Source organism: Streptomyces mobaraensis (assembly GCF_020099395.1).
In the GTDB taxonomy this organism is placed as follows: domain Bacteria; phylum Actinomycetota; class Actinomycetes; order Streptomycetales; family Streptomycetaceae; genus Streptomyces.
The window spans coordinates 6,109,119-6,125,641 of the sequence record NZ_CP083590.1; the positions used below are offsets into that span (position 1 = coordinate 6,109,119).

Genomic DNA, 16,523 nt, shown 5'->3' on the forward strand with positions numbered 1-16,523 from the left:
GGTCGCCCCCCGTACCTTTGCCCGTGAACGGTGCGCCGCGCAACCCCCGCGCGCCTCGCGCCCCTTGAACGCGCCGTCCGCCACCCCTGCCCGCGCCCGCCTCGGGTCCACCCCTGCCCGCGCCGCGCCCGCCTCAGGTGAGGAAGCCCCGCAGCAGCGCCGCCGTCCCCGCGCAGTGTTCGCGCATGGCCGCGCGCGCCGCGTCCCGGTCGCCCCGGAGCACGGCCTCGGCGAGGGCCGCGTGCTGGCGCTGCGAGTGCTCCAGGTTCCGGACCAGCAGCGGGATGCAGTCCAGGAGTTGGTTGACGGTCGCCCGCACCGCCGAGTAGTGCGCGGCCAGCGACGGCGAGCCCGACAGCTCGGCCAGGGTGAGGTGGAAGAGCGTGTCGTGGCGGCGGTAGTCGTCCGGGGCGGCGTCGCGGGTGGCGGTCAGGGCCGCGCGCAGCCGGTCCGCCGCCTCCGGCGGGAGCGGCCGGGCGGCGCACAGTTCGGCCGCGCCGAGCTCCAGGACCTCGCGGAACCGCAGGGTGTCCTCGACGTCCACGCCCGCGACCCGGGCGCGCAGTTCGGCCGCGTCCGCTGTCGGGGCCGGCGCCGGGAGCGCGTGGACGAACGTACCGCCGTACCGGCCGCGCCGGCTCTCCACCAGCCCCTGCTCGTGCAGCACCCGCAGCACCTCGCGGAGCGTCACCCTGCTGATCCGCAGCCGCTCGGCCAACTCCCGCTCGGACGGCAGGCGTTCGCCGTCGGCCACCAGGCCGAGCCGTATGATCCGCAGTATCCGCTCCAGGGCCTCCTCGAAGCCGTTGCCCGCGTGGACCGGCCGCAGCACCGACGACAGCCGGTCGGCCGCGCTCCCGTTCATCGGACCCCTTCCCAATCAATGGTCTACCGGCATACCTTAAGACTTCCGGTCGCACCGCACGGACCACCGCACGGCCCGCACCGACAGGGAGGCTCACCCGTGGCAGACCGCACGCCCCCGCTCAGCGTCGACGAGCTCCGCAGGCTCGTCGAGGCCGGGGAGATCGACACCGTCGTCCTCGCCTTCACCGACATGCAGGGGCGGCTCCAGGGGAAACGGTTCGCCGCCCGCTTCTTCCTCGACGACGTGCTGGAGAACGGCACCGAGGGCTGCAACTACCTGCTGGCCGTGGACGCGGACATGAACACCGTCGACGGCTACGCCATGGCCTCCTGGGAGCGCGGCTACGGCGACTTCGCGATGCGCCCGGACCTGTCCACCCTGCGCCGCACCCCCTGGAACCCGGGCACCGCCCTGGTCACGGCCGACCTCGCCTGGCACGACGGCTCCCCGGTGCTCGCCTCGCCCCGGCAGATACTCCGCCGCCAGCTCGGCCGGCTCGCCGAGCGCGGCTGGACCGCCCAGGTGGGCACGGAGCTGGAGTTCATGGTCTTCAAGGACTCCTACGAGGAGGCGTGGAACGGCGGTTACCGGGGCCTCACCCCGGTCAACCAGTACAACGTCGACTACTCCGTCCTCGGCACCGGCCGCGTCGAACCCCTGCTGCGTCGCATCCGCAACGAGATGGGCGCCGCCGGACTCACCGTCGAGTCCGCCAAGGGCGAGTGCAACCTCGGCCAGCACGAGATCGCGTTCCGCTACGACGAGGCCCTCGTCACCTGCGACCAGCACGCCGTCTATAAAACCGGCGCCAAGGAGATAGCCGCCCAGGAGGGCATGGCGCTCACCTTCATGGCCAAGTACGACGAGCGCGAGGGCAACTCCTGCCACATCCACCTCTCGTTGCGGGACGCGGCCGGGCGGCCGGTGCTCGCCGACGACGACGGCCCGTACGGCATGTCGGACACCATGCGGCACTTCCTCGCCGGACAGCTCGCCGCGCTGCGGGAGTTCACCCTCCTCTACGCGCCCAACATCAACTCGTACAAGCGGTTCCGCCCCGGCTCCTTCGCACCGACCGCCGTCGCCTGGGGCCCGGACAACCGCACCTGCGCCCTGCGCGTCGTCGGCCACGGCCGCTCGCACCGCTTCGAGAACCGCCTCCCCGGCGGCGACGTCAACCCCTACCTCGCCGTCGCCGGCCTGGTCGCGGCCGGCCTGCACGGGGTGGAGAACGAGCTGGAGCTCCCCGAGGTGTGCACCGGCAACGCCTACGCCGGTGACGCCCGGCACGTCCCCGCGACACTCCGCGAGGCGGCGGAGCTGTGGGAGGGCAGCGCACTGGCCCGGGCCGCGTTCGGGGACGAGGTGGTCGAGCACTACCTGACCATGGCCCGGGTCGAGCAGGAGGCGTACGACACCGCCGTGACGGACTGGGAGCGCTACCGCTCCTTCGAGCGCATGTGAGGGACGGAACCGTGCTGCTGGAAGTTCTCAACCCCGCGACCGAGGAGGTCGTCGCCACCGTCCCCGCCGCCACGGCCGAGGACGTGGACGCCGCCGTCCGGCGGGCCGCCGACGCCCAGCGCGGCTGGGCCGCCCTCGCCCCCGGCGACCGCGCCCGGCTGCTCCGCCGCTTCGCCGGCGTCGTCGACGCGCACCTGGAGGAGCTCGCCCTGCTGGAGGTCCGCGAGGCCGGACACCCGGTGGGCAGCGCCCGCTGGGAGGCGGGCAACGTCCGCGACCTCCTCGACTACTCGGCCGGCGGCGTCGAACGGCTCACCGGCCGGCAGATCCCGGTGGCCGGCGGCCTGGACGTCACCTTCCACGAACCGCTCGGCGTCGTCGGCGTCATCGTCCCGTGGAACTTCCCCATGCCCGTCGCCGCCTGGGGCTTCGCCCCGGCCCTCGCCGCCGGCAACGCCGTCCTCCTCAAACCGGCCGAGACGACGCCGCTCACCGCGCTGCGCCTGGCGGAACTGGCAGTGGAAGCCGGGCTTCCGGAGGGCTTGCTCCAGGCGCTGCCCGGGACCGGCCCGGTCGCCGGGAACGCGCTCGTCGAGCACCCCGGCGTCGCCAAGATCGTCTTCACCGGGTCGACCGGCGTCGGCAAGCGGATCATGGCGAAGTGCGCCGATCGCGTGAAGCGGGTGACGCTGGAACTCGGCGGCAAGTCCGCCAACATCGTCTTCGCGGACGCGGACGTCGAACGCGCCGCCGCGGCCGCTCCCGGCTCGTTTCTCGACAACACGGGTCAGGACTGCTGCGCGCGGAGCCGGATCCTCGTTCAGCGGGGTGTGTACGACCGCTTCATGGAGCTGCTGGAACCGGCCGTCCGGTCCGTCGTCGTCGGCGACCCGGCCGATCCGGCGACGGGGATGGGGCCGCTCATCTCGGCGGCTCACCGGGAGCGGGTGCGCTCGTACGTCCCGGAGTCCGCGCCCGCGGCGATCCGGGGCGAGGCCCCGGTCGGGAAGGGGTTCTGGTATCCGGCCACCGTGCTGGAGGGTTCCGCCGACGACCGGGTCGCCCGCGAGGAGGTGTTCGGGCCCGTCGCCGTCGTCATCCCCTTCGAGGACGAGGCGGAGGCGGTACGGATCGCGAACGCGACGGACTACGGGCTGTCCGGGTCGATCTGGACGCGGGACGTCTCGCGGGCACTGCGGATGTCGCGGGCCGTCGCGGCCGGGAATCTGTCCGTGAACTCGCACAGTTCCGTGCGGTATTGGACGCCTTTCGGGGGGTTCAAGCAGTCGGGGCTGGGGCGGGAGCTGGGGCCGGAGGCGGTTGCCGCGTTCGCGGAGGTGAAGAACGTGTTTGTTGCTGTGGAGTGAGGTGCCCCGGACCCGCCCTTTCGCCGTTTCCTGGGGGCGAGCCCCCAGACCCCCTTGTCGCGGCTTCGCCGCTCGTCCTCAATCGCCGGACGGGCTTGATAGCGCGCCCGGGCGCACCACTCAGCCCGTCCGGCGATTGAGGACAACCGCGCGGAGCGCGGTTTCAGGGGTCTGGGGCTTGCCCCAGGAATCGGCGAAGGGGCGGGACCGGGGCACCGCCCGCCGCAGGCGCCACCCACCACCCACCACCCACGGAAAGGGAACCTCGTGACCGAAACCCCCACCTGCCGCCGCCTCCCCGGCCGCACAGCGGTCATCACCGGCGCAGCCGGCGGCATCGGCCTCGCCACCGCCCGCCGCCTCGCGTCCGAAGGCGCGCACATCGTCTGCGCCGACATCGACGAGAAGGCGGGCCAGGCGGCGGCCGACGAAGTCGGCGGCCTCTTCGTCCGCACGGACGTCACCGACCCCGCCCAGGTGGAAGCCCTCTTCAAGGCCGCCCACGACACCTACGGCTCGGTCGACATCGCGTTCAACAACGCCGGCATCTCCCCGCCCGACGACGACTCGATCCTGACCACCGGCCTCGACGCCTGGAAGCGCGTCCAGGAGGTGAACCTCACCTCCGTCTACCTCTGCTGCAAGGCGGCGCTGCCGTACATGCGGGCCCAGGGCAAGGGGTCGATCATCAACACCGCGTCGTTCGTGGCGGTGCTGGGCTCGGCGACGTCGCAGATCAGCTACACGGCGTCCAAGGGCGGCGTCCTCGCCATGTCCCGGGAGCTGGGGGTGCAGTTCGCGCGGGACGGGATCCGGGTGAACGCGCTGTGCCCCGGGCCCGTCAACACACCGCTCCTCAAGGAGCTGTTCGCCAAGGATCCGGAGCGGGCCGCGCGGCGCCTGGTGCATGTGCCGGTGGGCCGGTTCGCGGAGGCGGAGGAGATCGCGGCGGCCGTGGCGTTCCTGGCGAGTGACGACGCGTCGTTTGTGAACGCGGCGGAATTCCTGGTGGACGGGGGTATTTCCGGGGCGTATGTGACCCCCCTGTAACAGCGGATGCTCCGCCTGTAAGGTCCATGACCAGACGCCGGAGTCGGACGTTCCCGTTCGGCTCGGGCGTGTGTCCTGCCCTTTCAGCACCGAGCACCGAAGAGAACGCATGCGCACGAAGTACGCCATCGCCGCCGGCTTCCTGGTCACCGCAACCCTCGCCACCTCGGCACCGACAGCGGGCGCGGCCCCGGCGGCGCACGGCGCCCGGACCGCGGCCCACTGTCCCCAGCTGGACAAGAACATCACCTGGTTCGGCACCAACCGCGCCAAGCTCCAGCGCATGATCGACGAGCGCGGCACCTGCTCGGGCCGGACCGGCGCCCGTCCCGTCGCCGCGTTCGACTGGGACAACACCGTCGTCAAGAACGACATCACCGACGCCACCCTCGCCTGGTCGCTGCAGCACGACAAGATCCTCCGGCCGAAGAGCTGGAAGGACACCAGCAAGTGGCTGACCCCGGCCGCCGACCGGGCCCTCACCGCCGCCTGCGGCACCTCCGTGCCGGCCGGCAAGCCGCTGCCGACCTCGAAGAACGTCCGTTGCGCGGACGAGATATTCGAGATCCGCGAGAAGTCGAAGACGATGGCCGGCGAGCCGGCGTTCGCGGGCGACTGGAACCACCGCCGTACCGTCCCCGCGTACGCCTGGATCCCGCAGCTCTTCTCCGGCCACACCCCGGCCGCGCTCTCCTCCTTCGCCCGCAAGGCCCGCGCCGAACAGCTCGCCGCGCCCGTGGGCAGCAAGCAGACGGTCGGCACCCACACCATCGCCGGCTACGTCCGCTACTACGACCAGCAGAAGGACCTGATCCGCACGCTCAAGGCGGCCGGCTTCGACGTCTACATCGTCTCCGCCTCCTCCGAGCCCATCGCCGAGGCCTGGTCCGGCGGCGTCGGCCTGGACCGCGCCCACACCATCGGCATCCGCAGCATCGTCAAGAACGGCCGTCTCACCGCGGGCATCAAGGGCTGCGGCGACGTCAAGGACGGCATGGGCGAGGCCCTGCCGTACATGGACGGCAAGCGCTGCATGATCAACGAGCACATCTTCGGCATCAAGGGTGCCAAGGCCTGGAAGCAGCAGGACTTCCGGCACCGCATCGCCCTCGGCGCCGGCGACGCCGACACGGACGTCACCTTCGTCGGCGACGCCACCGGCGCCCACCTGGCCATCAACCGCAACAAGGCCGAGCTGATGTGCCGGGCGTACGACAACGAGGACGGCCGCTGGGTCGCCAACCCGATGTTCATCGACCCGATGCCGCGCAAGACCGGCACCTACCCCTGCGCCACGGCCGGCTACACCCGCCCCGACGGCACCCTCGCCCCCGTCCGCCGCACGGACGGCACGGTGATCCCGGACCAGACGGACACCGCGGCCCTCTGACCGGAGGCGAACACCCCTTTACGGGAACGTCTTACGGAAAGGCCTTACAGGAACGTCTTGCCCTCGCCCCGGTACGTCGGCACCGTGCCCACCACCCGGTCCCCGTCGATCAGGTGCAGGCCGGCGAAGCGTTCGCAGAGTTCGCCGGCCTTGGCGTGGCGGAACCACACCTTGCCGCCGACGGGCAGGTCGTCCGCGGGGGCGCCGAGCAACGGGGTCTGCACCTCGCCGGCGCCCTCCTGGCGGGTCAGGCGCAGGCCCGCCGGGAGGTGGGGGACGGGCAGCCGGTCGCGGCCGGCCGGGCCGGAGGCCGGGAGGCCGCCGCCCAGGACGGTGACGGCGCCGGGGCCCGGCCGGCGGACCACCGGCAGGGCGAACAGAGCCGCCGGGCGGCCCGTGAAACCGGTGTAGTGGTCGAACAGCCGCGGCTGGTACAGCCCCGAACCCGCCGCCACCTCCGTCACCGCCGCCTCGGCCGCCGTGTGGTGGACACTGCCCGTCCCGCCGCCGTTGACGAACTCCAGGTCCGCGACGGCCCGGACCGCCCGCACGGCCTCCGCCCGGCGTACCGCCAGCTCCCGCCGGGAGACCGCCTGGAGCAGCCGGACCGCCCGGGAGCGCAGCGGCCGGCCCGCCACCGCGTCCCCCACCCCCGCCACCTGCGCCTCGTACGCCATCAGGCCCACCAGCCGGAAGCCGGGGCGGCGGACGACGGCACGGGCCAGCGCGGCCAGCCGGGCCGGGTCGTGCAGCGGCGAGCGCAGGGCACCCACCCGGACCCGGCCGGCCAACAGGCGGAGGGAGGTGTCCAGTTCGAGGCACACCCGTATCTCCTCGCGGCCCGCCCGCGCCGCGTCGATCAGCGCCAGCTGCGCCGGGTCGTCCACCGTGACCGTGACCGCGCGGGCCAGCCGGGCGTCGGACGTCAGCTCCGCGAACCCGGCCCGGTCCGCGGACGGGTAGGCGAGCAGCACGTCGTCCACGCCCGAACGGGCCAGCCACAGCGACTCGGCGAGCGTATGGCTCATCACCCCCGCGAAGCCGTCGCGCTCCAGCACCCGCTCCAACAGGGCCCGGCAGCGCACCGACTTGGTGGCCACCCGGATCGGCTTGCCCCGCGCCCGGCGCGCCAGATCCGCCGCGTTGGCGTCGAACGCCCGCAGGTCGACGACGGCGAGCGGCGCGTCGAGGTGCGCGGTGGCCCAGTCGTAGCGGGCCCGGTCGGCGAAGGAGCCGGTGGCGTGGGCGAAGGCGGGCGTCATGGCGGGCAGCTTGCCAGAGCGGATTACCGCTGGGTAGGGGTGTGCGCGGCGGAGTGGGAACGCCCGCGGATGGCCTCCGGTGCGGCATGCCCCGTAGAGTGACGCGCGCCGTGGATCACCACGGCCGTGTACAGCGCGGGGAGGCCGGACCCGGCGGCAACCGGCCCGCCCCGCAGGGCAGTCGAGAGGCCGGCGGCAGCCGTCGGGCGGGGGAGCGCAGGGTGGGCACCGAAGCGGAACGGCTCTGGATGCCCGCGCCTCAGCCCGTCCCTGCCCCTGTCCCCGTGGCCTGGCCGCCGCGCCCCGCTCATCCGCCGGCGGCCCCCGCACCCCGTACCGCCCCCGGGCGCGCCGGGCGCGGGGCCGCCGCGGCCGTCTGCGCGATCCTCGGCGCGGGGCTCGTCGGCGGCGCGGCGGCGGGCGGCTGGCTCACCGCCCGGCCGCCGGAACGGACCGCCGCCGAGGCGGTGTACGCCCGCGCCGGAACGGTCTGGGAGACCGAGCCGGTCGACCGCCTCTTCCCGCCCGCCGTGCACGACGCGACCGCCGGCCCCGGCGGCGCGTCCCGCGACTGGGTCCGGCTGGGCGTGGCCCCCGACACCGGCTGCGCCGACGCCTTCGACCCCGCCCTCGCGCTCGCCCTGCGCCCGGCCGGCTGCAAGCGGCTGCTGCGCGCGACGTACGCCGACGCCACGTCGTCGAGCATCACCACCGTCGGACTGCTCGTCACCGAGGCCGACGCGGACGGGATGCGGGCGCTCCGCGACCGGTTCGCCGCCGAACGGCTCGACGAGCGGCCGGACATGCTGCCCCGCCCGTACGCCCCGCCCGGCACCCCCGCCGAGCGGTTCGGCGCGGCGCAGCGCGCCAGTTGGCGCGTCGGCGTGCTCACCGACCTGCCGGTCGTCGTCTGGTCGGTCACCGCCTTCGCCGACGGCCGCCCCACCCCGCGCCCCGAGCCGGCCGCCCGCGCCGTCGCCCCCACGGCGACCACGGCCCCGGCCGAGGCGGGCCTCGGCCACGACGCGACGGCCCTGGCCGCGCACGTCGAACGCGCCTATCGGGTGGCGGCGCGCGGGGGGTCGGCGGCGGGAGGCGCGCGGTGAGCGCCGTGAACGCCGTGGGCGCGGTGGGCGCGGTCGGAGTGGGACGGGGCCGGGCGGATGCGCGGCCGGGACGTCCGGGCGGTACGGACCGGACGGCCTCCGGTACGAGGCTCGGCGGAAGCGCGAGCACGAAGGCGACGGCGGTGGGTCCGGGCGAGCGGAGGCGGCGAACTCCGGAAGCGGCGCCCGGGAACGGCACGGTGTCCACGACATGGCCGGCGGGAGGCGCGCGGTGAGCGGGGCGCGGGCGGGCCGGAAGCTCCGCCGCACGGCCGCGCGGCCGGGACCGGTTCCCGCCGCGCCGTCCTTCCGCGCGGTCCCGCGCGGGACAGAGACGGGCCCGCGCCCCCGCGGCGTCGCGGGGGACGGCATCCGCCGCGCGCCGGCCGTCGTCGCCGTCGTCCTGGCCACCGTCCTCTCGGCCGTGCTCGCCGGTGCCGCCCCCGCGCGGGCCGACGCCATCCGGGTGCAGGAGTGGGCGCTCGACGCGCTGCACCTCCAGGAGGCGTGGCGGACCACGCGCGGGGCCGGCGTGACCGTCGCCGTCCTCGACACCGGCGTCGACGCCGGCCACCCCGACCTGCGCGGCCGGGTGCTGCCCGGCAAGGACCTCGTCGGCTTCGGCGCCCGGCAGGGGGACCGGACCTGGGCGCGGCACGGCACCGCCATGGCCGGCATCGTCGCCGGCCGCGGACACGGCGACGGCGACGGGGACGGGGTGCTGGGCGTCGCCCCCGAGGCCCGGATCCTGCCCGTGCGCGTGATCCTCGAAGAGGGCGACCCGGCCCGCGCCCAAGCGCGCGGCGCGCGCGGCGGCGCCCTCGCCGACGGCGTCCGCTGGGCCGCCGACCACGGCGCCGACGTCATCAACCTCTCCCTCGGCGACGACAGCGCCACCGCCCACCCCGACGCCGGCGAGGACGCCGCCGTCCGCTACGCCCTCGCCAAGGGCGCCGTCGTCGTCGCCTCCGCCGGAAACGGCGGCCGGGACGGCGACCACGCCTCCTACCCGGCCGCGTACCCGGGCGTCATCGCCGTGACCGCCGTCGACCGGAACGGCGGCCGGGCCGCCTTCTCCACTCGGCGGTGGTACGCGACGCTCAGTGCGCCCGGTGTCGGGGTCGTCATCGCCGATCCCGACCGGCGGTACTACGAGGGGTGGGGGACGAGCGCCGCGGCCGCTTTCGTCTCCGGGGCCGCGGCGCTTCTGCGCTCCGCTCATCCTGGGCTGTCGCCGGCTGAGGTGCGGCGGCTTCTGGTGTCGTCCGCGCGGGACGTGCCGCCGGGTGGGCGCAGTGACGAGCTCGGGGCCGGGGTGGTGGATCCGGCGGCGGCCCTTGCCCTCGCGGCTCGGCCTTTGCCGGGGCCTCCGGGGCCGGTCGGGGTGGCCCCGCGGTATTTCGGAGCGGGGCCGGGGGCTCGGCGGGCGGGGGGCGCCCGATTCCGGGCCGGGGGCTTCCGTTCTGGGCGTCGGGGCGGTGGGGTCGGTTCTGCTGGCGGTCGCGGGGGTGCTTTGGTGGCGCCGGGGGCGCGTGGGGTGCCCCTGACCCTCCCCCAGAGGGGGCACCCCCATTTCACCGTTTCCTGGGGCTGCGCCCCAGACCCCGCTTGTCGCGGCTTCGCCGCTCGTCCTCAAACGCCGGACGGGCTGATATAGCCCGTCCGGCGTTTGAGGACAACCGCGCGCAGCGCGGTTTCGGGGGTCTGGGGGCTCGCCCCCAGGAATCGGCGAAGGGGCGGGACCGGGGCACAGCCCGCCGCAGGCGCCCCACCCCCCCTCCCGATACCCTCACCCCGTGGCCCTCAAGAACATCCCGGACCCCGGTTTCTCCGACGACGACGGCTCCGCCGACCCCGTACTCGCCGAGGCGCTCGCCGCCTGGGCCGCCGATCGGGCGGCGGAGGGGCGGGTGCTGGCCGCGCTCAAGGACGCGCGGCTGCTGGTGCCGGTGGTGGCCGTGCTGGGGGAGGTGGAGACGGGACCGGACGGGCTGAAGCGGGAGAAGACCAGCGACATGGCCGTGCCCACCCTCCAGGCGCCGGACGGGCGGCGGGCGCTGCCCGCGTTCACGTCGATGGAGACGCTCCACCGCTGGCGCGCCGACGCGCGGCCCGTGGCCGTCCCCCTGCACCAGGCGCTCCAGGCGGCGGCGCACGAGAAGGCCGACACGATCGTCGTGGACATGGCGGGCCCCGTCACCTATCCCCTCACCGGGCGGGCGCTGCTCGCTCTCGCCGAGGGGCGGACCAGTACCGACCCGCTCGCCGACCCCGCCGTCGCCGACGCCCTGCGCGGGCTGCTGGCCGCCGAGGACGGCGTCCTCAAGGCGCACCTCGTCCCCTCCGGCGACGCGGACGGGACGCTCGCGCTGGCGCTGGCCGACGGGGCCGCGCCCGCCGACGTGGCCCGGCGCATCGCCGGGGCCCTGGCCGGCGACGAGGTGCTGCGCGCCCGGCTGGTCCGCGGTCTGGACCTGGCGCTGCTGCCGGTGGGGGCCCAGGTGCCCGGGGAGCCGCTGTTCAGCCGCTGAGCGGCGATCTTTCGACAGGCGCCCCGGAGTGGACCGTCCGACAATGCGAGGACAGTCCACGAGATCCCCGGGAGGACGCCATGGACGCGAAGCTGGACCCCATGAAGCTGGACCCCGTGGAGACACGGACGGTCGCGGCCGAGTTCATCGGCACTCTGCTGCTGGTCTTCTTCGCCGTGGGGTCCGCCGTCCTCGCGGCGGACTACATCGGCGCCCTCGGCATCGCGCTGGCGTTCGGGTTCACCCTGATGGCCCTGGCCTACGCGCTGGGGCCCGTCTCCGGCTCCCACCTCAACCCCGCGGTCACCCTCGCCATGCTGCTGCAGGGGCGCATCGCGCTGCGCACCGCCATCGAGTACTGGATCGCGCAGTTCGTCGGGGCCATCGTCGGCGCGGCGCTGCTGCTCCTGCTGGCCAAGCAGGTTCCCGGGCTCAGCACCGACGGGACGTTCGGGAGCAACGGGTACGGCGCCCGGTCGGCGGTCCACATCGACACCGGCGGCGCGTTCCTCGCCGAGGTCCTGCTGACCTTCCTGCTGGTCTTCGTCTGGCTCGCGGTGACCCACAAGGTCGCGGTGGTCGGCTTCGGGCCGCTGGCCCTGGGCTTCACCCTGGGGCTGATCCACCTGGTCGGCGTCCCGCTGACCGGTGCCTCCGTGAACCCGGCGCGCAGCCTCGGCCCGGCCCTCTTCGCCGGTGGCGAAGCGATGGCGAACTACTGGCTGTTCTTCGTGGCGCCGCTGATCGGCGCCGCCCTGGCCGCCTTCGTCCACCAGGTCATCCAGCCGCGCGGCGCGCCCGTGCTGATCGCGGACGAGCGGGCCATCGGCGGCCACCGGGCGTACGAGCTGCCGCCCGACACCGCGGAGGTCGAGGCGGAGCGGCAGGCGGGGGCCACGCGGCGGCGGCCGCCCGAGCCCCCGGCGGGCCGGGAGGGCACCGCCGGCCCGGGGACCGCCGGCCCGGGGACCGGCGGCCCGGGGAGCGGTCCCCGGGGCGGATCCACGGACGGGCCCAACCCGCCGGTCGGGCTCTAGCCGGGCTCTGGAGGACCGACGCGGCTCAGCCGAAGACCGGGCCCGTGTACTTCTCGCCCGGCCCCTGCCCCGGCTCGTCCGGCACCACCGACGCCTCGCGGAACGCCAGCTGGAGCGACTTCAGGCCGTCGCGCAGCGGTCCCGCGTGGAAGTTGCTGATCTCCGTGGCGCTGGCGGTCACCAGGCCGGCCAGGGCGGTGATCAGCTTCCGGGCCTCGTCCAGGTCCTTGTGCTGGTCGCCCTCCTCGGCCAGGCCGAGGTTGACGGCCGCCGAGGACATCAGGTGCACCGCCACGGTGGTGATCACCTCGACCGCCGGGACGTCGGCGATGTCGCGGGTCATGCTGTCGAAGTCGGGGCCGGCCTCGGACGAAGCGGGGGAGGGGGTTGCGTCGCTCATGGCGGACACGATACGTCCCGGGGGAACACGGGTTCGCCGCGGGTTTTGTCCGGGGTTAGCACCCCCGCACCCCTGCTGGTAGAGTGGGGGATCGACCGGTCGGACATCTGCGTGCCCGACCCACAAGTGGAGGCTCCGCACTCCCACCTCGCCGGCTCCTGGCCGGCAGGTCTCCGGTCAGACGGTCCCCATCGTTCCGTACGGACGATGGAGCCGTCCGATAGCCCCACGGGTACACCGTGGCGGTGTTCCGGTTGCATGGAGCCCCGCCTGTGTCCCGTCCGGGGCATTTTTTGATGTACCGGCGCGGTTGGTCTTAGGAAAAGACGTTACGCGGCAGCCCGCCAGGCGGCCGTGTGGTGCTACCGAGGAGGATCCATCAGCGCCGAGCCCCGCATCAACGACCGGATTCGCGTTCCCGAGGTGCGACTTGTCGGTCCCAGCGGCGAGCAGGTCGGCATCGTGCCGCTTGCCAAGGCCCTGGAGCTTGCGCAGGAGTACGACCTCGACCTGGTCGAGGTGGCGGCCAACGCCCGCCCGCCGGTCTGCAAGCTCATGGACTACGGGAAGTTCAAGTACGAGTCGGCCATGAAGGCCCGTGAGGCGCGCAAGAACCAGGCGCACACGGTCATCAAGGAGATGAAGCTCCGGCCGAAGATCGACCCGCACGACTACGACACCAAAAAGGGTCACGTCGTACGGTTCCTCAAGCAGGGCGACAAGGTCAAGATCACGATCATGTTCCGTGGTCGCGAGCAGTCCCGGCCCGAGCTGGGCTTCCGGCTGCTGCAGCGGCTCGCGGAGGACGTCCAGGACCTGGGCTTCGTCGAGTCGAACCCCAAGCAGGACGGCCGGAACATGATCATGGTTCTCGGTCCGCACAAGAAGAAGACCGAGGCGATGGCCGAAGCCCGCGAGGCCCAGGCCGCCCGCAAGGCCGAGCGCCAGGGCGGTTCGGGTGCGGACGCCGCCGAGGAGCCCGCAGAGGCGTGAACACCGGGGGCTGATGCCCGTCAGCCCCGGTTCACCGCCGGTGCCGCCAGGCCCCGGACAGCAAACGAACAGAGCTGACGCTCCCACACGCCCGCACCACGGGCGGGGAGCGCCACCGACGAGGAGATACGGCGCGATGCCGAAGAACAAGACGCACAGCGGTGCCAGCAAGCGCTTCAAGGTCACTGGCTCCGGCAAGGTCCTGCGCGAGCGTGCCGGCAAGCGCCACCTGCTCGAGCACAAGTCGTCCCGTCTGACGCGTCGCCTCACCGGCAACGCCGAGATGGCCCCGGGCGACGCCAAGAAGATCAAGAAGCTTCTCGGCAAGTGACGCCCTGCGCCCCGCCTCCCCGGCAGGGCGCGCGTCGAAGGACCGGGACCCAATCGTTTCCGGGCCGCGTGAGAGTCAACCGCGGCCCCGCTACAAGGAGTTAACAAGTGGCACGCGTCAAGCGCGCAGTCAACGCGCACAAGAAGCGCCGGGCGATCCTGGAGCAGGCCAGCGGCTACCGCGGTCAGCGCTCGCGCCTGTACCGCAAGGCCAAGGAGCAGGTCACCCACTCCCTGGTCTACAACTACAACGACCGGAAGAAGCGCAAGGGCGACTTCCGTCAGCTGTGGATCCAGCGCATCAACGCCGCCGCCCGCCAGAACGGCATGACCTACAACCGCCTCATCCAGGGCCTGAAGGCCGCCAACATCGAGGTGGACCGCAAGATCCTGGCCGAGCTCGCGGTCAACGACATGAACGCGTTCGCCGCGCTCGTCGAGGTCGCCCAGAAGGCGCTGCCGGCCGACGTCAACGCGCCGAAGGCTGCCGCCTGACCGGTGCCGTAAGGCATCCTCTGGCACGGTCCGGACCCGCAGGCCCTCCCCGGTCTGCGGGTCCGGTCGCGTTCCGGCCCCCGCATACCGAAGTAACCGAAGCGACGAAAGTGAGCCCATGGCGGCCCCCGAGCTGACCTCCCTGCGATCGCCCCGCGTCGTCGCGGCCCGCCGCCTCGCCAAGCGCAGCTTCCGCGGCAAGGAGCGCCGCTTCCTCGCCGAGGGCCCGCAGTCCGTCCGCGAGGCCGTCGACCACCTCGTCGAGCTGTACGTGACCCCGGACGCCGCCGAGCGCCACGCCGACATCGTCGCCTCCGTGCGCGCCGCCGGAGTGCCGGTCCTCACCGCGACGGACGAAGTGATCGCGGAGATGTCCGAGACCGTGACCCCGCAGGGCCTCGTCGGGCTGTGCCGCTTCCTGGACACGCCCTTCGAGGAGATCCTCGCCGCCAGGCCGCGGCTGGTCGCCGTCCTCGCCCACGTCCGCGACCCCGGCAACGCCGGTACGGTCCTGCGCTGCGCGGACGCCGCCGGCGCCGACGCCGTGGTGCTCACCGACGCCTCCGTCGACCTGTACAACCCCAAGTCCGTCCGGGCCTCCGTGGGCAGCATCTTCCACCTGCCGGTCGCCGTGGGCGTCCCCGTCGAGGACGCCGTGCGCGGCCTGCGGGGCGCGGGCGTGCGGATCCTCGCCGCCGACGGCGCGGGCGACCGCGACCTCGACGCCGAGCTGGACGGGGGCACCATGGGCGGTCCCACCGCCTGGGTCTTCGGCAACGAGGCGTGGGGCCTGCCGGAGGAGACCCGCGCGCTGGCCGACTCCGTGGTGCGCGTTCCGATCCACGGCAAGGCCGAGAGTCTCAACCTCGCCACGGCCGCCGCCGTGTGCCTCTACGCCTCCGCCCGTGCGCAGCGCGCGTCCGGAGGGTGCCGCTCTGTTACCTCCAGCTAGTAGGGTGACGCACCTGGGGCTCGGGAGGGGGCGTCGGGTGTGAGTGGGGAAGCTGCCGTGGGCGGGACCGCCGTCATCGATGACGGCGTCGCCGGGGCCGGATGCGTGCTGCACCCGGACGACCTGCCGGACGGCCTCGTCGTCGCCGACGCCGCGGGCCGCGTCGTCGCGTTCAACGCCGCGGCGGCCCGGATCACCGCGCTGCGCCCGGCCGACGCGCTCGGCCGGCCGCTGGACCGCGCCCTGCCGCTGGAGGACCTGGACGGCCGCCGCTGGTGGCCGCTCTGCGACCCGTACGGCGGCCTCGCCACCCGCACCGGCCAGCCGGAGCGCAACCTGCTGCTGCCCGGCGGCCGCGAGGTGCTGGTCTCCGCCCGCTACGTGCGCGAGCGCCCGCTCGGCCCGCTGGTGCGGCTCGTCGTCCAGCTGCGCGGTACGGAGGCCCGGCGGCGCACCGAGCGCAGCCACGCGGAGCTGATCGCCACCGTCGCCCACGAGCTGCGCTCCCCGCTGACCTCCGTCAAGGGGTTCACGGCGACGCTGCTCGCCAAGTGGGAGCGGTTCACCGACGACCAGAAGCGGCTGATGCTGGAGACCGTGGACGCGGACGCCGATCGCGTCACCCGGCTGATCGCCGAGCTGCTGGACATCTCGCGGATCGACTCGGGGCGGCTGGAGGTGCGCCGCCAGCCCGTGGACATGGCCGCCGCCGTCCGCCGGCACGTCGCCGCGCACACCGCCCGCGGCCAGCACGCCGACCGCTTCGTGGTCCGGGTCGTCGAGCCGCTGCCGCCGCTCTGGGCCGACCCCGACAAGATCGACCAGGTGCTCGGCAACCTCTTGGAAAACGCGGTGCGCCACGGCGGCGGAACCGTCACCATAGAGGTGGCACCCGCCTTGACGAGCGCGCGTACGGAGGGAACGGCGGTCACCGTGAGCGATGAGGGACCCGGCATCCCCGAGGACGCCATGACGCGCGTCTTCACCCGCTTCTGGCGGGGCAGCAAGCGCGGCGGCACGGGCCTGGGCCTCTACATCGTCAAGGGCATCGTCGAGGCGCACGGCGGGACGATCACCGTCGGGCGCTCGGCCCACGGCGGCGCCCGGTTCCGATTTACCCTGCCCGTGGGCGCGCCCGCGTTCCTGTCCCAGGGCTGAGCCTCGCGTTTTCCCGAAGACGGCACAGTCCCGGGACCGAGGCGGCGGGCCCGCGGGCTCTCCGGACCCCCGCGCCCCTTAGACTCGACCTTTGGCACGTTTCTGGGGCCACTTTGGCCA

Annotated in this window: 15 protein-coding genes and 1 pseudogene; 13 read left to right on the top strand and 3 right to left on the bottom strand. The window is 74.1% G+C overall.

All coding sequences use genetic code 11. The features are described 5' to 3' along the window. Nucleotides 1–133: 133 nt before the first annotated feature. Entirely contained in the window at nt 134–865 is a 732-nt protein-coding gene (locus K7I03_RS26975) for a FadR/GntR family transcriptional regulator (protein ID WP_185945709.1), read from the bottom strand. A 99-nt stretch (nt 866–964) separates the two neighbouring features. Here K7I03_RS26975 and K7I03_RS26980 point away from each other — a divergent pair, with 99 nt between their 5' ends. The 4 genes from K7I03_RS26980 (at nt 965) to K7I03_RS26995 (ending at nt 6,139) form a co-directional block, all read left to right on the top strand. Then, on the top strand, nt 965–2,332 hold the full coding sequence (locus K7I03_RS26980; RefSeq protein WP_185945708.1) for a glutamine synthetase family protein: 1,368 nt from the start codon (nt 965–967) through the stop codon (nt 2,330–2,332). 11 nt (nt 2,333–2,343) lie between these two features. After that, nucleotides 2,344–3,699: an aldehyde dehydrogenase family protein gene (locus K7I03_RS26985; RefSeq protein WP_185945707.1), complete on the top strand. Its 1,356-nt coding sequence runs from the start codon at nt 2,344–2,346 to the stop codon at nt 3,697–3,699. A gap of 267 nt (nt 3,700–3,966) precedes the next feature. Further along, nucleotides 3,967–4,749, top strand: coding sequence for a 3-oxoacyl-ACP reductase (locus tag K7I03_RS26990; RefSeq protein ID WP_185945706.1), 783 nt, complete (start codon nt 3,967–3,969; stop codon nt 4,747–4,749). A gap of 109 nt (nt 4,750–4,858) precedes the next feature. After that, on the top strand, nt 4,859–6,139 hold the full coding sequence (locus tag K7I03_RS26995) for an HAD family hydrolase (protein ID WP_185945705.1): 1,281 nt from the start codon (nt 4,859–4,861) through the stop codon (nt 6,137–6,139). Nucleotides 6,140–6,183: 44 nt separating this feature from the next. Here the strand turns inward: K7I03_RS26995 and K7I03_RS27000 are convergent, their stop codons facing one another. Beyond that, entirely contained in the window at nt 6,184–7,401 is a 1,218-nt protein-coding gene (locus K7I03_RS27000) for an amino acid deaminase/aldolase (RefSeq protein ID WP_185945704.1), read from the bottom strand. Nucleotides 7,402–7,622: 221 nt separating this feature from the next. Here K7I03_RS27000 and K7I03_RS27005 point away from each other — a divergent pair, with 221 nt between their 5' ends. The 4 genes and pseudogenes from K7I03_RS27005 to K7I03_RS27020 all read left to right on the top strand — a co-directional run. After that, nucleotides 7,623–8,507, top strand: coding sequence for a hypothetical protein (locus K7I03_RS27005; protein WP_185945703.1), 885 nt, complete (start codon nt 7,623–7,625; stop codon nt 8,505–8,507). A gap of 211 nt (nt 8,508–8,718) precedes the next feature. Then, complete coding sequence (gene mycP / locus K7I03_RS27010) at nt 8,719–10,164, top strand: type VII secretion-associated serine protease mycosin (protein WP_224347233.1); 1,446 nt, start codon at nt 8,719–8,721, stop codon at nt 10,162–10,164. A 139-nt stretch (nt 10,165–10,303) separates the two neighbouring features. After that, entirely contained in the window at nt 10,304–11,038 is a 735-nt protein-coding gene (locus K7I03_RS27015) for an SseB family protein (RefSeq protein WP_185945702.1), read from the top strand. 101 nt (nt 11,039–11,139) lie between these two features. After that, nucleotides 11,140–11,826, top strand: a pseudogene (locus tag K7I03_RS27020) (MIP family channel protein); the annotation flags it as partial. Between the two features lie 274 nt (nt 11,827–12,100). On the opposite strand, the gene K7I03_RS27025 reads toward K7I03_RS27020, so the two are convergent. After that, nucleotides 12,101–12,475 carry a DUF1844 domain-containing protein gene (locus tag K7I03_RS27025; RefSeq protein ID WP_185945700.1) on the bottom strand — a complete coding sequence of 125 codons (375 nt, stop codon included), beginning with the start codon at nt 12,473–12,475 and terminating at the stop codon, nt 12,101–12,103. Nucleotides 12,476–12,829: 354 nt separating this feature from the next. Between K7I03_RS27025 and infC the strand changes: the two genes are divergently transcribed. The 5 genes from infC to K7I03_RS27050 all read left to right on the top strand — a co-directional run bounded on the left by infC (nt 12,830) and on the right by K7I03_RS27050 (nt 16,403). Beyond that, nucleotides 12,830–13,468 carry a translation initiation factor IF-3 gene (infC, locus tag K7I03_RS27030; protein WP_185945699.1) on the top strand — a complete coding sequence of 213 codons (639 nt, stop codon included), beginning with the start codon at nt 12,830–12,832 and terminating at the stop codon, nt 13,466–13,468. Between the two features lie 136 nt (nt 13,469–13,604). Beyond that, on the top strand, nt 13,605–13,799 hold the full coding sequence (gene rpmI / locus K7I03_RS27035) for a 50S ribosomal protein L35 (RefSeq protein WP_004944288.1): 195 nt from the start codon (nt 13,605–13,607) through the stop codon (nt 13,797–13,799). A gap of 107 nt (nt 13,800–13,906) precedes the next feature. Next, nucleotides 13,907–14,293, top strand: coding sequence for a 50S ribosomal protein L20 (gene rplT, locus K7I03_RS27040; RefSeq protein WP_004944290.1), 387 nt, complete (start codon nt 13,907–13,909; stop codon nt 14,291–14,293). Between the two features lie 118 nt (nt 14,294–14,411). Further along, on the top strand, nt 14,412–15,245 hold the full coding sequence (locus K7I03_RS27045) for a TrmH family RNA methyltransferase (RefSeq protein WP_185945698.1): 834 nt from the start codon (nt 14,412–14,414) through the stop codon (nt 15,243–15,245). A 57-nt stretch (nt 15,246–15,302) separates the two neighbouring features. After that, nucleotides 15,303–16,403: a sensor histidine kinase gene (locus tag K7I03_RS27050; protein WP_185945697.1), complete on the top strand. Its 1,101-nt coding sequence runs from the start codon at nt 15,303–15,305 to the stop codon at nt 16,401–16,403. Nucleotides 16,404–16,523 lie beyond the last annotated feature (120 nt).